Source organism: Arthrobacter sp. NicSoilB8 (assembly GCF_019977355.1).
Taxonomy (GTDB): domain Bacteria; phylum Actinomycetota; class Actinomycetes; order Actinomycetales; family Micrococcaceae; genus Arthrobacter.
In genome coordinates this window covers 2,361,216-2,377,295 of record NZ_AP024655.1, presented here as the reverse complement: position 1 = coordinate 2,377,295, position 16,080 = coordinate 2,361,216, and the positions used below count along the sequence as shown (strand labels likewise).

The window sequence follows — 16,080 nt, the reverse complement described above, 5'->3', positions numbered from 1 at the left end:
CTCAGACCCCTTCCGTCACCCGGACACGGTGGTCAAAGGAGAACACCAACGCATTCCGTTCCAGTTCAACGCGTTGCTGTGGCTCACCGCGCCGGCCCGTGACGGGGTCGGCAGCGAACACGAGCACTTCGTCCACGATTTCGGTTCCGGCGAGCCGCTGGAGCACCGCATGCACTTCGCCGGCCTGCACAGGACGGCCGAACGGCCATCCTTCGCCGTCCGGACCGCCCCGGATTGGATCAAAATACTCGTAGAGCGCCCGTAGCGCGTTACGTTTCAGCGCCTCGCGCGACACCCTGGGCCGCGTTGTGAGTTGGGCGACGACGGTAACCCCGCGGTAGTACGGCGGTTCCACCACGACCCTGGTACCCACCGGACGGCGTGCGTCCAGATACGCTGCGACCACAGAGAGCGTCTGTGCGTCCGGCACCAAATCCTCGAAGGTCAACCGCTGATCTTTGTCCGGGACGGCCGCCGGAACCACCAGCACCCTGACTCCGCCAGCTTCGTCGGGACCGTTGGCCGGGATGCACCGGACCCTGGCAATATCCGGGGCGGCGCGCTTCGCCAGTTGTTCGTAATCTTCGGCCGTGATGGCCCGGTCGCGGGTCCGCAGCGCAAGGGGCCCCCGGAGCTTGGCCTGTTCGATGGTTTCCGGAGCCACCCCGCCGTGGGCGGCACGGCGGTTCTCAACGCTGTTGACAAAGGGAATGCTGGATCGCAGCACTGAAAGCGCCCTGGCAGCAACGTTACCCGCCGGTCCCCCGCCCGTGCGGTACTGCGGAACCCTGACTGGGCTGCCGGCAGGCGGGACGGCACCGTAATGGCGCAGTGAGCCGTCGGGCTCCCGCACCGCCGGCGGGAAATGGACCAGGCCGGCCGTACGGTCGATGGCAACGACCCGGTCCTCAGGACCGCATCCTGCGAACGAGTCCACCTCGGTCCACGTATCCCAGCCGGAGCCGGAGGCGATCTCCACCACGAACGGCTCGCCGCCGGGAACTACGGGGTGACGCCCCAGTTCAAAAGACTGTCCCGGGACACCTTCAGACATCCCGATAACCTCATCGGCAATCGTCTCTGCATGGACGCCGGGAACAGACCCGCCGATAGTGAAAGCGCTCGCGGAACGCACGGTGGGGGACGCACTGTAGGGCGGGTAGCCGTCCTTCGGATCCACCACGCGGCATCGCAGCCAGCCCGCTCGTACTCCCCCCATCAGCGAGGCCGTGTGCGTGTGCGGCACATGGATGATCACGTCGCCCGGCCGGTTGAGGCCGCCGGTCCCGTCGCTGTCCAGCTCGCAGGACGCCCAGCCGTTTCCATCCCAGGCCTCCCAGACCAGCGGCGGGTTGCGGGGGTTAACGCCCACGCCTCGGACCTCGCACGCGAACCGCAGGGCCACCGCGCAGGAGGGCGCCTGATCGTTCAGCCCCAACAGCAGCGAGTCCCCCGGCAGCGGCGGCGTGCCGAAGCAGGCGAAGTCCCCGTCCCCGTGCAAAGCCTCGGAATGGAGCACCGGGACTCCGCCGCGGCCCTGCGTCAAAACGTGCGCTAGCCGTCTGGGCGGCACGGCCAGGTCCCGCGTCGTAGAGAAGACCACTGCCTCGTCCGATTCGGTGCGCCGGGTCGACACCTCTGTTCCTTGCGGAATGACGACGGTGTCCGGCTGCGGTGCTGACAGCCACATCAGCAGCTCAACTGAGGCGGCGGTCGGCGGGTGCAGCGTGACGCCGAGGAGCTCCAGGAATGCGATGTACAGGCGGTCGGGTACGCGGTTGAGCCGGTAGAAGAGCTGATCAACCATAAACGCGAAAGATTCGATCAGGGTGACGCCGGGATCGGAGACATTGTGGTCGGTCCACTCCGGGCAATACTGCGCGACCATGCGTTTGGCGTCGTCCACAAGGTCCTGGAACCGGCGGTCATCGAGGTTGGGTGATGGGAGCATTAGGAAGCGGCCTCCTCGCCGGTGCGCGGAATGACGTAGAAGGGAAAGACAAGGTTCCGGGGGTCGTTTGTTCCCCGGACGGTGTACTGCACATCGATCAGCAGCACTCCGTCGCCGGCCCCGTCAAAATGGACCAGCACCTTTTCGACGTCGATCCGGGGTTCCCAGCGGTCGAGCGCCACCCGGACCGCGTAGGCGATGTCGCCGGCTGTTGCCGCGTCTGCGGGTGCGAAAACATAGTCATGGACCGCGCAGCCGAATTCCGGGCGCATCGGCCGCTCACCCGGAGAGGTCGCCAGGATGAGGTGGATGCTCTCCTCAATCTCGCGCTGGTCATGAACGAGGGCGATGCTGCCGGTCCGGTCAGTGCGCAGCGGGAAAGCCCAGCCGGCTCCGATGAATTCCTGTCCCACCTTGCTGCCTCCTATCCCCCAGCGGGCTGTCCACTGCTTTGGGGCTCAGTTGATGCGGACCAGGCCGCCCTTGACCGTGGTGGTGGCGCCGCCGGACAGCTCGGCCGTTGCGTCGCCAGCCACCTTGACGCTCGGTGCCTTCACTTCGGCCGAGCCGCTGCCCGTGATCGTCACCGTGGCGCCCTTCAGGTCAAGGCCTGCGGCGGCTTCCACGGTCACGTTCTTGCCCTTGATGACCACCTCACCCGTAGACGTTGTCACCGAAACGTCCTTCCTGGCCGTGATGTTCACGGGGCCCTCGGACAGGATTTCGATCTTCGCGTCCGGTTTCTGCACGAGCGAGACTTTTTGCTTGCCGCCGTTGGTGCTCACGGTGAGTTGTTCGCCGTCGGGCGATTCCAGGAACTCCACCAGCATCCCCGTGCGGGAGACAAACGCGCGGCGCTGCACCGCGCCGTCGGTGGAACCGACGTGGTCCGACCAGGGTTTGTCCGGCTTGTCCTTGCCGTTGAACAGGCCGCCGAGCACGAACGGCTGCTGGAAGCTCCCGTGGCCGAAGGCCACAAGGACCTCGTCACCGACTTCGGGGAGGACGACGGCGCCGCGCGAGGCGCCGGCTCCGGCCTGGACGGTGCGCGCCCACCAGCTCTCGTAGGTGTCGGACAGGACCGGGAACTTCACTTTGACCCTGCCCTGGTTCTCCGGATCCTTCGCGGCGGTCACCACGGCATTGACGACGCCGGGAACCGGAGCCCTGCTGTCCGCCCCGGCGGCGACTCCGTAGAGTGAACGCTCGGACTCGTGGCTCACGGCGAACGTGGTGAGGTATCCCGTGTCGGGGCTGAAGTCGTGCCGGGAGGAGCTCAGCGTGTAGCTTCCGTCAAAGGGCTTCCCGGCCCCGTTCAGGGTGACGGCAGCTCCGGCCCGCAGCTTGGGGTTTCCGCGGGCGACGCCTTCCAGTTCAGCGAACGCCCCGCTCAGGCGGGAAGCGATGGCCGCTGCGGTGGCGTCGCACTGTGCCGCCTGGTCGAAGGCCGTAGCCGGAGCCACGTACCGGGGGCTGTCGAACTTCTTGGCAAGGGCACCGGGAGTCACCTCCGGCAGCTTGGCGCTGCGGGTCTTTGCCGGCGCGACGGCGACAATCGCCCGCTTCGCCGCGACGTCCCAGCCCCTGACCTCGACGTCGGGGACCTGATCAGCGGAGGTGACAGTTCCCCGCAACGACACGAGGTTCACTCCCCGTTGGAGCACAAGCGGCTCGTTCCTTGCCCCGCCGGCATCCGGCGGGGCTGTTGCCGCATCCGTCGACGCGGTGAAGTGCAGCGCGCCGCCGGACACGGAAAGCACCACACCGGCCTCGACGGCCAGCCTGTGCAGGAAGTCCCAGTCGCTGATGCCGTCTTGTGCGACGTGCTGCAGCACCGGTCCTTTGGCGTCGATCGTGCCGGCCTGGATTCCGGCGCGCCGGGCCACCTTGCGGACAATGTCCGCCGCGGTGCTCTGCAGGTAGGCCTCAACGCGGCGTCCCCTGAACAGGCGGTGGGAATGGTCCAGGCCCCGGACGATTGTGTACAGGCCGTCGTGGTCCATTTCCGTTTCGAGGGCAGTGACTTCGCCGGACAGTAGCGGCGCGGGGCCTCCGGGGCCGCTTTGTTGAACGAACAGCTTGACGGGCGCCCCGATGCTGATCCCGCCCTTGTCCAGCACGGTGGAGTACTCGTCGCTGAAGCGGAGCAGGAAAAGATCCGGAACATTGCTGCTGTCATCGACGTAGCCGGATACCAGCCGCGCGGCAATGTCTGGCGGAAGCGGCTGCCCGGCGACTTCCACCAGCAACATGTTGCTGAATTCTTCACCATGCGCCACGGAGCACCTCCCGCCCCTGGGCGGGGCCATCCCGCAATGCCACGGAGGGCAGCTCATTGACTGCGGGCAGCAACACGGAGGTGCCGGAGCGCAACCGCATCGGATCGTCGATGCGGTTGGCGGCCGCGACCGCCCGCCATAACGACGCGTTTCCGTATTCGTTGTAGGCGATGCCGGCTAGGGTTTCGCCCTCAATGAGGACATGCACGCGTCGCGGCACCAGGCCGCCGGACGTCGGGTTCTGCTTCGGCGGATCACCCGCTATCTCTTCAAGCGCCACGGTACAAGTGGCGCGCACCGGGACCCCTGCGGCAGTGAAGAGGGTGTACTTGACTTGCACGCTGGCGATGTAGGACAGCGATCCCGTCAGCTGCCCCCAGCGGAAGAGCACCCATGGCGGAGACCCCTTGTTCTGCTTCAGGGACGCAGGGGTTGGGGTGCAACAGGAAAATAGCTTTTCCACCCGTTTGACCACCGCGTCGTCCTGCTTCGCTGAAGCGTCAAAGAACATCTCCAGGGAGAGCTTGGAAGGCATCGGCCCGTTGTACTGCGGCGGCCCCGCCTTCTTGTTGCCCTTGGCAGTATGCCGGGTCCAGGACGCCGCCTTGCCCAGCGTCAGCTCCTTCGGGTTGAACTGAAAGTCGATCCTCCCCAGCAGCGGTCCGGCCTTGTCCAGCGAGCCGTCTTTTGATGGTTCGAACAGTTCCAGGTAGGCGTGGGAGAGCTTCAGTGCCGCCTCTCCGCCGGCGCCTGCAGGGCCGGCCGCGCTGGCTCCCGCCGCGGGCGCGGCGGCGGTGCTCGACGCCCTGCCTGCTACCGCGCTCGTAGTCACGTTTGGCTCCTTCGGCTAGCGTGTCTTTGAAACAAAGCCATGGTGGGCGATCTCCAGCGTCTCCATGACGACCTTCGGCTGGTCAGGGTTCAGTGACGGGCCCTTCCACCGCACCGGGACGACGTCGTAGAGCTCCCAGCCGGCGATCTTCCGGCCGTTGCCGGTCATCGCCTCGATGATGCCCGTGCACCGGGTGTAGCCGGAGGCCATGTCGGCGAACCACTTGGCAATCTTTTCGGTGTCCCGCCCGAGCGGCCGGCTCAACGTGATGTTGGGATATTTGAGCCGCGTGGGCAATTGCCAGATGAAGGAGTTGTTGCCTCCTTCTTCACGGGACTCGATCACTACCTCACAGCCCAATCCTTCGCAGGTGGTGAAGGTTCCGAGATCCAGATTGTCCAGCGCCACGGTGTAGCGGACGCTGACCGCCGTATCCACATCCTCCAACATGATCTTCCTCAGTTCGTGTCTGTCCGTAGACCGCGGCGCTCGCGGTCCAGCAGCATTTCGGCCTTGATGCGCCGGATCAGCGGTCCGGCAAGCCGCTTGGCGAGATCCTCAAGCTGTTCAGGTGTCGCCCCGGCCGGGATGCCCGACGCCGCCGCTCCCCTCGCTGCTACTCCCCCCGCTGCCTGTTCTTGCCGAGCTGCCCCGGCCGGAGTGGCGTCGGTACCGCCCTGGACCGGAATACCGCCACCGGCCTCTTCCGTCGCACCGGACGCCGATGCCGGCACAACCGGCATGGCGGATGGGGAATCCATCCCAGGGTGCCCGGTCTCACGCTGAACAGCCTCACCGCCCTCGTCCTGATGCGGAGAAGGAAAAGCCAGACTCAGGATTGCAGCTTGTGACATTTCCGATCCGGATCCAGCGACGGGATGGGCTGCCGTGCCGGTCGGGCCCATGGTGAACGATGTGTTCGGGAAATTTCCCAGCGTCGCCGTGCGCTCCGGCGTCGAACCGGCTGCTCCCGTCACCGGGCCCGCGGGGGCGCTCAAGCGCTGCACACGGGCCCGCTGTTCTCCGCCACGTGGTTGCACAGGCGCGGACGGGATGAGCATTTGCGTCGTTGCAACCGACCCGGCCGGGAACCGGGCCGCAACGGCGTCCGACGGGCCCGGCCCCACTGCCGGATATCGTTCCACTGAAATCGTCCGCTGAATGACCCTCCCGACGGCGGCGCTCGGTCCGGGAGGGGCGTCCGGCTCTTCGCGGGAGGCAGCACCGGCCGCCCGGCCGGATTCAGTCCGGAAATCGAGTTCCCCGTCGACGTCGAATCCACCGCCGGCGCCAGGGAGCATGTCTGCAGAGGGAGCGAATGCCGCTGCCGCGGCAGCGACGCCCCGTTGGCCTTCATCGGGCCCGGCAGTGTTCGCCGGTAACTGTCCTGACAGCGTGGCCGTGGCCGGCACCAAGGCGGTACGCGGCGCGGGCGCCGCTACGGGCAGGGTGGTCAGCGGTTGCCACGTAGCCGGAGCGGGGACCGGACCGGTGGCGGAGACAATCCGCAGGACAACCGGTCCGGCCGTGGTGGGGATTGCCCGGGCCTTCTGGTCGGGTGCCGGACTGGCGGGCCGCTGGATCCCGAGCGAGTCATGCGGAGTGGATGACTCGTTAGTTGCCGGGTTCCCCGCATCGGTCCGGCCGTCGACGCGTGGGGCGTCGGAGGACGATTCGGCGCTCGGACCGGGGGCAGGCTCAAGCGCGATGGCGGGAACGGTCCGCTCCGCCGCGCTCGGGGCCGTTTCGCCTGGGGCATCGTTGCCGATGCTGCGTTGAACTGCAGGACTGTCGGCCGGCATGGTCTGCCGCTCGGCGGCCGGACCCAACACGAGTGGAAGGGCAGCGGCTGCGGCGTGGGGCCGCTCATCGGCCCGCGGTATGTCGGGATGTGCTGTCAGGGCGCGCTCGGGCGGCCCGGTCACAGGCCGGGCCGTTTCAGGCACCTCGGAGAAGGACACCGCTGGGAAAGACATCGCTCGGAACGACGCCTCGCCGAGAGTCGCCACGGAATCCGAACCGTGGCCCGCGTCGTTGACTTCGGACACGGGGTCGGCGGCTGGCCCGGAACGGGAGACGACCGGCATGCCTGCCGGATTTCCTTCAATGATGCGAGGTGCGGGACGTTCCACACCGGCAGAACTGTCGCCTGCCGGGTCAAGGGCGCCCGAAGACACAGTGGCCGACAGCAGCGGCGCCGCCCCATCATCCGAAGGCGGCGCACCTTCCGAAGGCACAACCTCCGACGGCGGGGATATCGTCGCTGCTGCAGTCCCGGTGTCGGCCTCGGGGGCCGGCTCGTCAATTCCTGGGTCCGGCTCCGGCTCGGTCTCGAAGTTGGGCGGATCCGAAGACACTGCGGCTGTGGTCTCGGGACCGGTAGCCGTTCCTGCTCCAGCGCCCGGAGGGATGGCGTCGGCGGCGCCACGAGTGTTGGCGTCAGCGGCAGGTGGACCCGCGGGCGGGCCCGGAGGCGGGAGGTCCGGTGTCCGCTGGACTGGCAGCGGGAAGGCGCCGGAAGTCGCGCCGGGGAACGCAACGGCAGCCGTCCCGGAGAACGGCATCGAACCCGTCCCGCGGAAGGACTCAGGCGACTCGGCCGGTTCCGTGAAAGACAGCGGCATGCCGAGTCCCAGCCTTGGCGGGTGCGGCGCCTGCCGGATAGACGGCGACGAGTCTGCCGCAGCCGATGTCCGCTGCACGGCCCCTGCAGACGGCAGAGGAACGTACGTGGCACTTCCGTCGGAGGTGCTGCCGTCGGAGCGCCCGGGCAGGGCCTGGCCGGATGGTTCCGGGTGCGGAACCGGCATGGACACCGGACGGCCCAGAGATGGACCCGCTGCCTGCAGCGGTTCCGCATCGACATGCAGCACCGGAAAGGCCTCCGGTGGCGCCGCGAGCAGGGAGCCGCCGTCCAGGGAGCCGTTATCCAGGGTTCCACCATCCAGGGTTCCACCGTCCAGCGCGTCCCCATCCGGCCGGCCGCCGGACTCTGCGCGCTGCGCCGTCGTCGGCAACCCGCCCAGCCTGCCCGGCAACGGACTGATGCGTGGCGCCGGAGGCGGCAACAGCGTCATCTCCATTGATGGCGCAGCGTAGCCGCCGTAGCCCGGAACCGGGCCGCCGCCGTCGACGTCGATGACCCCCGCCGGAGCCTGTGTGCTGACCAGATGGGACATGGGGCCGGTGAACGACGGATCGCCCCACGAGGCGAGGGAGCCGGCGAAGTGGTCCGGGTCCGACGTCAGCTGGATGCTTCCGGTGCTGCGCTGCATCGGCGGCAGGAACGCCCAGCCCGCGGGCGCAACCGGAGGCTCAATAGCCGCTGGTGCCAGCGGCTCGCGCGGTGCCCTGTCCGTCCGGGGCTGGTCCGTCCCGCGTTGCCAGGGCCACCGCATGGTTCACCGCTCCTGGGACAGTCGCGTGTTGATTGCCGCGATCTCGCGGACATAGCGAAGCCGTTGTCCGTGTTCCAGATCCAGGATGTCATCGAGGGGCCAGTGGAAGTGATAGGCCACGTACGACACCTCCTCGTAGATCCGGTCCGGCGCGTACGTCATGATTCCCCCAGGCGGCCACCGGCGAGGTCGGCGGTGAAACGGTGGGAGCACTCCGGGCACGTGACGGCGATGCGGGTATGGCCCTCGGCATTGATCCGCCGGTAGAAGTCCTGAAGGAATGCGACGTCGGAGGCGAACATGTTTTCCACGACGGCGGAGGTGACGGCCCCCAGCGTGCCGAGCGAAGTAATGACTCTGCCGAGCAGGACCACTGTCGTATACGCCGCATTCTCCTGGACGCGGGCGTCATAGAGCGGCAGCAGTTCGTCGCGCGCGGTCGCCAGCCGCATGACGCCGGATTTGTGGACGGTCCCGTCCTGGTCCACGTAGCCGCGGGGAAGCTCGAAATTGAACTCGGTACGAAGCGGCTGGCGCCCGTTGTCCGGCCTCCGGTCAGCCGGAACACCGGAGGCAAGGGCCTCCGGGTCCGGCATCACCACCGCGCCATGTGTCCGCTGCATCACGAGATGGTGGATTCGTCGTAGCAGATGACAAATTTTTCCGTGGCCTGCTCAGTGGCGCCGGCCTTCAGGGAATTCAGTTCGACGCTCTTCACCCAGCAATTGACGAAGTTGTAGGTTTTCAGCGTCTCGCCCTTGTAGTCCAGGAGTGAGACGGCGGCAGTCTTGCGTGCCCCGGCAACGTCCCCCTCCATGACCTTCTTGAGCCAGTCGGTCACGGTTTTGCTTTCGGTCAGTCCCCTGGTGACCGTCAGTTCCCCCGCTTTCGGCCGGCCGATGAGCTGCCGGACGACGTATTTGCCGTCCTTCGTCTGCTGCTTCAGTTCGATCTTGTCGACCTCGGTCTTGAGGCCGCTCACCTCGATCACCCTCGGCACTTCAATGCCGTCAATCGTGACCGTGAATCCATTCGCTGATGAGTTGTCAAAATCGCCGAGGGCCATGGTCTTGCTCCTTTTGAACTGGGATTACTCGCTCACGAGGCTGGTGCCGCCGGAGAACTGGGACAACTGGAAAATGACGAACTCGGCCGGTTTCACCGGGGCCACGCCGATCTGGCAGACCACCTGTCCGGCGTCGATGCCTTCTGCCGGGTTGGTCTCTTCGTCGCACTTGACGAAGAACGCCTGTTCGGGTGTGAGTCCAAAGAGGGCGCCCTTGCGCCATTCGTTAGTCAGGAAGGCGCTGACGGTCCGGCGTATGCGCGCCCACAGCGCAGGGTCGTTCGGCTCGAAGACCGCCCACTGGGTGCCCTGCAGGATGGACTCCTCCAGGTAGTTGAAGAGGCGCCGGACGTTCAGGTACCGCCATTCGGCGTCGCTGGACATGGTGCGCGCTCCCCAGACACGGATGCCGCGGCCCGGAAAGGTGCGGATGCAGTTGACGCCGATGGGGTTCAGCAGTTCCTGTTCGGTTTTGGTGATCTGGGTCTGCAGGCTGGTGACGCCGCGAATCACCTCGTTGGCGGGCGCCTTGTGGACGCCCCGGGTGTCATCGTTGCGGGCCCAGACGCCGGCCATGTGGCCCGACGGCGGGATGAACCGGTTTGTTCCCGTGCTGGGGTCGAACGCTTTCACCCATGGCCAGTAGAGTGCCGCGAACTTGGAGTCGTAGCCGCCGCCGTCCATGCGCCAGTTCTTGATCTGCTGGGCGTTGAGATTGGGCGGCGGATCGATGATGGCGATCCGGTCCCCCATCAGCTCGCAATGAGCAATGACGGCAAGCTGGACGGCTTTGACCGTTTCCAGATCGATGGCGCCTTGCTCGTAGGCGGCCAGGAGGTCCGGAACGGCCACCATGGTCACCTCGTCGACGGCCTCGAGGCCACTGAACCCGGTGCGGTCGGCGGCGTCGCCGACGTAGTCGTCCACGTTCAGCTTGTCAGCTGTTGGCGGTTCTGGCTCCGGTTCCGGTGCGACCAGCTGGATGGTCCCCTTGTCCGGTTTGACCAGGGCGCCGCCTGTAGCTATCTCCTCGATGGTGACGATCTTCGACTCGGCGCTGATCTTGGTGGCGACGTTGTTAGTGCCACGTTTGGTGGTGACGTTGTCCCAGACCTCGGGCGGCTTGCCCTCCACCGTGATGACGATCTTGAACTGGTCCTCTGACGGATTCTCACCCCCCGGGTCTGCGATTTCCACGCTGACGGGCTTCGGGTTGGCCGCACTGGATTTGGCCGTCAGGCGGTACCCGCCGAGCTCGGCCGTCGGGGACGCCGTCACAGCTTTCGGCTGCTGCTTCGGTTTGTCCTCCCGTGCTCCGTCGGCGCCGATCCGGACCACGTAGCAGTTCCCTCCGCCGTTGAGGAAGTAGCCGTAGACGGCGTGGGCAAGATACGAGCCCGGAACGAAGTCTCCGAAGGTTTCGGAGAACTGGGTCCAGTTGGACACAAGGGTTGGTTCATTGTCAGGCCCCTTGGCGGCAAGCCCGACGAATGCAGCAACTGCCGTGCCTACTCCCTCGATTGGACGAGTGCCCGCTCCGACCTCGTTGACGTACACACCTGGCGAAAGATAGTTCGGCATTTTGTCTCCTCAGTGAACCCAAAACGTGGTTCAAGGGTCCCGCGGAGAGGTGTGCGGCGATACGGCCATCTGGATGCGCTCATGGGAAGGATGGGGTGCACGAAGGGGCAGTGAACGGTAGCCCTTGCGTCCGCCATGACAAGCGGTCCATCCGCGACTCGTGTGCCCGTTGCCTGCCGGCGCGCGGAGCTTGCTTCCCCCGGCGCAATCTTCTTCCCTCCGGACGGCCTGTGGAGTACTTCGCCCCTTACCGCAACCCGTTCGGGCCAGTGAAGTCCTTCCCGACTGGCGGATCGTAGTGGTCACCCAGCGATTGCTTCGAGTCGTTACACGCCTTGCAGAGGAGTTGGAGGTTATCGATGTTGCCATACCAAGAGACTCGATCGGTCTGGCCGCTATTGTTACCTGGCCTGCTTGAGAGCGATGCATCTCCGTTCTTCCAATGAGTCGCCGCACCGACGATATGGTCGACAGCGTACCCGTCGGCAAAACGTGCCAAATGTGCATACCTGTTGCGCTGCACAACGCCCGGACACCAGAATCTGTCAGCCACCTTGGTCGGATCCGGGTAGCGGGCGTTCCTCTCGTTGATCGTCTTCTGCCGAACGGCTCCGACGTGTTGCTGGTACACGCGAGACGGACCATAGAAGGTTTGGCGTTCCTTCCTCCGATAGTCCGGGTGCACCTGGTCATCAAGTACGTACTTGCCACCTGTCAGTTCGGAGATGTCGAAAGTCTTCCCGAGGTCGATCATTTCCGCCTCAATTTGGTCCACCGTGATGATCATGCTCGACTCAGTGTCACGGATACGCTTCATGTCGTCGCCGATCTGCATCGCTTCAAGGAACAGAGACTCAGCGCGCACGACCTTGGCGCGTGCCGTGCTCAACCTTCCGAGGACTCCCGGGGTGCCCTTCGCCTTCGAGCTGCTAGCCGCGCGGTCGATGCGCGCAATCAACTCAGAGGGTGTGCTGGCCAACATCACCTTGTATCCTCCGCTTCGCTGGCCGACAAACAGTTCGTGGGTCCTGCCCTCCATAGGCACGGATCGCTTTCTTGCGAGGCGTCGGAAGAAGGTATCGCGAATCGCCGCGACTCCTGTAGTGACCTTTTTCTTGGCCCAGGCCTTTCCGGCCTCTGCTTTGCCCTTCACCCATGCCTTGCCCGCGGCCACCTTCGCCTTCACCTTCCCGGCGAATCCCTTGATCCCGCGGATGATCGGGCCTGCCAGCTTGAGGCCGGTCTTGATCACGAAGTCGAGGGCCTTGTTGACCGGCTTCTGCAACGTCTCGATGATCTGGCGGACCTTTTGGCCGATGCCGCCGATGCCGATCACGCTCGCCAGGAAGCCGATGAGGATCGGGACCATCTGGCCCAGGACGTCTTCGATCTTGTTCACCACGCTGCTGACGTTGCCGCGCACGATGTCGGCGACCGAGTCGATGATCGTGTTGACGAACTTCATGATCCGTTCGGCGTTGGTCACGAAGAACATCACGACGTCGTAGATCAGCTTGCAGGCCTTGATGAACGCCGCGGCGGGGTTGAGCAGGCCGATCAGCCAGGTGATGCCGGCGGTGATGATCTTGGTGATGACGAAGTCCTTGACCTGCTCAAGGATCATGTCCTTGATGTTGCCGAGTTTCTCCAGGAGCATCTGCCACAGGCCTGCGAGGCCCTGGCTGGCGATGACCTGGAAGATCTCCACGCCCTTCTCCACGGCGGCCATCGCCTTCTCGCCGATCTGCTTGACGATCCTGTTGCGGATGTTGGCCCAGGTAAGCCCGAAGATCGAGGCGAGCAGCTTGATGATGCCCTTGATGTCGAAGGTGTCCGGAAGCTCGACGCCGCCCTCCGCCAGCGCGCCGAACAGCCAGCCCATCAGACCCTTCTTGAGGTGGCCAAGAATGTTGTCCTTGAACTTGAGGATGCCGCCCTTTACCCCCTCGATCAGGTTCCCCAGGAACGCGACAGGGTTCTTGATGATGTCCCCGACGACGCCCGCAGCCCGGGAGAGCACGTTCCTGAGCATTGCGGCGAGCTCGCGGATGGTGTTGATGATCGCCTTGATCGCGCCGATCGCCTTGTCCACCAGGCCCTTGTTTTCGGCCTGCAGGGCTTCAATCCGCTCGTCGAGCCCCTTGCGCGCCTCGACGTACTTGGTCGCCAGTGCATCAACCACCGACTCCTGCTTGGCGTTGACGTCGCTCTCGAGCGCGTCGAACTTGTCGCCGATTTCCTTCGTCGCCTCGGACCCGACCTTCTGCAGGTCGGAAGGGAGGCTCTTGACGTAAGACGCGATCTCGGTCTTGCCCCTCGCGATCCGCTGCTTGGCAGCAGTCAGGTCGTTGCCAACAATGTCCGCCACGTTGGAGATCACGACGTTCATCTGCCTGAGATACAACTCGCGGCCAGCCTCGTAAAATTCGTTGACCTTCGCCGGCATGCCCGCGATCTTGTCCCGCAGCCAGCGGTACCCGCCGAGCCAGCCGCCGTACCGGTCCTTCTTGTACGCGGACATCTTCGCCCCAACGTAGGCCTCGAACATCGACCGGGCAGCGGCCTCGCCTGTCTCGAACGCCTTATCCACCTTGGGATCGATCCCGTCGAGGGTCTTCTTCACCTCGGCTTCGGTGGCCGCAAAGATGCTCTGGACCTTGGCCGTGACCTCCGCGCGCTTCGACTCGTCCTTGGACTTGGTCTTGCCCTTGTCTGCCACCAAGTGCGCCAGCGCCGTGGCCTTGGCAGTTTGCATGCCGTTAACGCCCGCCGCGGTCTGCGCGCCGGCCTCCGCTTTGCCCTGCTGAAGGACCTGCTGCTCCTGCTGGCGGAACTCAGCGGGCGCGGTCCGGGCATGCTCGGCTGCGGCGTTCTTGTCGGCGAGGCCCTGCTGGAACTCAGGCTCGTTGGACTGCGCCAGCTGCGGCTCGCTGACCCCGGCGTCGGCCATCTCCTGGTTGGCTTGGTGCGGGCCGGCGGCGAGGTTGAGCTGCTCGGCCGGTGCCGGTTTGGGCACCGCGCCGGCGGCCGGGACGGGCGCGGCCTGCCCCGGCTGCTCCTGGGCCATCGGGGTGACCGGCTTCGGAACAGCCTTGGACTGGTCCGGCGGAGCCCCGGTCGCCGCTTCGATGTCCTTGGCCTGTCCCGCTTTCCCCTGCCCGACCAGGCCCTTGACCTCCCCCTTCGCCTCACCGGCTTTGCCGGACTTTTTGTATTCGTCGGCTTCCTCCAGGGTCTTCGGCGACTTCGCCTCAATCGCGGCCTTGACCGCTGCGATGAAACCCTGCTTGTCGAAGGTGCCGGGCTGCTGGGCATCCATGGTGTCGACCTTGGCTGCTTTGGCCTGCCCGGCGACGTCGTCGGTAGGCGGCAGCGCGGCCCCTTGGGCCTCCCTGGCCTTGGATGCAGCAGGCGGGTGGGCCTTCTTGGCCCGCGCGAACCCTTTGATGCTGCCCGTAACCCGAGTAAAGGCCGGATCTTCGTCAGGGCGGACAGGGGACGGCGCCACGGGAGGCTGAAAAAGCTTGTCGGCAGGCAGGGCAGCCGGTGCCATGATGGCCGGGGCTGCTGCGCCCCCTGCGGGAGCCGGGCCAAGGGCCTTTCCTCCTGCCACGTCTTTGCCCTGTCCACCCACCTTGGCGGCTGCAGCTTTCCCGAGCGGGCTCACGGCAGGGACCGGCTTGGGTGGCGGCACCGGCTTCTTGGCAGGCACAGAGCCGGGGCCGAATCCCGTCTTCGTCACCGCGAGCGCCGCGGCCGGAGGCTTGGGCCCCTCAAGTTCGACGGGCACGCCAACCGCCTTGGCGGCCTTGAGCCCCTTCTCTACCGTGGCGATCGCGGGCTCGTCCCTTCGGATCTCCTTCAGGGCTGCGTCGATCTCGGTCGCGGCCTGCTCCGCGGGCGACTTCAGCTTCGCCGCCACGAGAGCGCCCACAGCGGCGTTGCCGGCCAGGCGCTGAAGCGCCAGAAAGGCGTTCGGCCCGACGGCGGTGCCTGCCGGCCGGCCGGTCCTCGCGCGGCCCCCGGCGAGCGCCTGGGTCGCCTCGGTTCTCGCGGTCCCTGTCGCCTGGCGTGCGACGGTCGGCCCAACGCGTTGCGCCGGAACCTTGCCGGATCCGCTCTTGAAGGAAGTCGCCATGGACCGCTCCCGCCGGGATCAGCCCGGCTCTTCCTCTTCCGCCTCGTCGCGCTGCACGGCCCGCGCGTCAACGAAGGATCCTTGGGCGGTCTCCTCCTCTTCCTCTTCTCGCTGCAATGATTCCTCTCGCTGTAGCGCGGCGCCTTCGGCAAAGCTTTCTTGGGCTGTGTCCTGGTCAGCATCGCGCTGGACGACGGCGGCGCCCGCCGCGAAGCGCTGTGCCGCCGGGACGGGTGCCGACATGGCCCGCTCGGCTGTAGCGGCCGCCTCACGTTCAAACCTGTCGGACGGATCGCTCACACGCACACCTGTACCTGTGGCGGTCCCGTCCACCGGGCCGCTCCGCTGCTGGACCACATGTGTGAGTTCGTGGGCGATCATCGTACGGCCGGCGTCGGAGCCGGGATCGTACTTGTCCCGCTGGAACACGATATTGGAACCCACCGTGTAGGCGTGGGCGTTCACCGACGCCGCGGAATTGTGCGCCGCCTCGCCCGTATGGACACGGACGTCGGAGAAGCTGTGGCCCAGGCGGCCCTCCATGTCGGCGCGCACCGGCTCCTCAAGCGGCTGCCCGGCTCCAGACGCGACGACGTCGAGCACGGGCGACCGGTCCTCCTCCGCGAGGCCGCGCACACCGCTGTTGCCGACCGTGCGCTGAAGGGCCAGCATGCCCCGGGATCCGACGACGTCGGTCCGGCCGGCGGCCGCCGCCCGGTACAGGACTGCAGGATCCGCGGCTTCCACCCGCGCCGGTTTGGTGCCCACACCGTCGACGTCGGACTGGTCATGGTCGTGGCTGTGCATGGCGCACCCCTTTCATCAGACCTACACC

At 66.2% G+C, this 16,080-nt stretch carries 12 protein-coding genes; all 12 read right to left on the bottom strand.

The features are described 5' to 3' along the window. Position 1: 1 nt before the first annotated feature. Positions 2-1,951 carry a putative baseplate assembly protein gene (locus LDO15_RS10665; protein WP_223986878.1) on the bottom strand — a complete coding sequence of 650 codons (1,950 nt, stop codon included), beginning with the start codon at positions 1,949-1,951 and terminating at the stop codon, positions 2-4. Further along, positions 1,951-2,364: a GPW/gp25 family protein gene (locus LDO15_RS10660; protein WP_223986876.1), complete on the bottom strand. Its 414-nt coding sequence runs from the start codon at positions 2,362-2,364 to the stop codon at positions 1,951-1,953. Before LDO15_RS10660 ends, LDO15_RS10665 begins: the two co-directional genes overlap by 1 nt. Positions 2,365-2,409: 45 nt before the next feature. Beyond that, positions 2,410-4,203: a VgrG-related protein gene (locus LDO15_RS10655; protein WP_223986873.1), complete on the bottom strand. Its 1,794-nt coding sequence runs from the start codon at positions 4,201-4,203 to the stop codon at positions 2,410-2,412. A gap of 13 nt (positions 4,204-4,216) precedes the next feature. Beyond that, entirely contained in the window at positions 4,217-5,062 is an 846-nt protein-coding gene (locus tag LDO15_RS10650) for a peptidase M23 (protein ID WP_223986871.1), read from the bottom strand. Positions 5,063-5,077: 15 nt separating this feature from the next. Then, positions 5,078-5,512 (bottom strand): phage tail protein, encoded by a 435-nt coding sequence (locus LDO15_RS10645; protein ID WP_223986869.1) that lies wholly within the window; start codon positions 5,510-5,512, stop codon positions 5,078-5,080. A gap of 8 nt (positions 5,513-5,520) precedes the next feature. Then, positions 5,521-8,460, bottom strand: a complete 2,940-nt coding sequence (locus LDO15_RS10640; protein WP_223986867.1) for a hypothetical protein — start codon at positions 8,458-8,460, stop codon at positions 5,521-5,523. 3 nt (positions 8,461-8,463) lie between these two features. Next, positions 8,464-8,622 (bottom strand): DUF6760 family protein, encoded by a 159-nt coding sequence (locus LDO15_RS10635; RefSeq protein WP_223986865.1) that lies wholly within the window; start codon positions 8,620-8,622, stop codon positions 8,464-8,466. After that, positions 8,619-9,083, bottom strand: coding sequence for a hypothetical protein (locus LDO15_RS10630; protein WP_223986863.1), 465 nt, complete (start codon positions 9,081-9,083; stop codon positions 8,619-8,621). The genes LDO15_RS10635 and LDO15_RS10630 overlap by 4 nt, the downstream gene beginning before the upstream one ends. After that, complete coding sequence (locus LDO15_RS10625) at positions 9,083-9,526, bottom strand: phage tail protein (protein WP_223986860.1); 444 nt, start codon at positions 9,524-9,526, stop codon at positions 9,083-9,085. The genes LDO15_RS10630 and LDO15_RS10625 overlap by 1 nt, the downstream gene beginning before the upstream one ends. 24 nt (positions 9,527-9,550) lie before the next feature. Further along, positions 9,551-11,107: a phage tail sheath subtilisin-like domain-containing protein gene (locus LDO15_RS10620; protein WP_223986857.1), complete on the bottom strand. Its 1,557-nt coding sequence runs from the start codon at positions 11,105-11,107 to the stop codon at positions 9,551-9,553. Between the two features lie 247 nt (positions 11,108-11,354). After that, entirely contained in the window at positions 11,355-15,245 is a 3,891-nt protein-coding gene (locus LDO15_RS10615) for a hypothetical protein (protein ID WP_223986855.1), read from the bottom strand. A gap of 18 nt (positions 15,246-15,263) precedes the next feature. Further along, positions 15,264-16,052, bottom strand: a complete 789-nt coding sequence (locus LDO15_RS10610) for a DUF4157 domain-containing protein (protein ID WP_223986853.1) — start codon at positions 16,050-16,052, stop codon at positions 15,264-15,266. Positions 16,053-16,080: the final 28 nt, after the last annotated feature.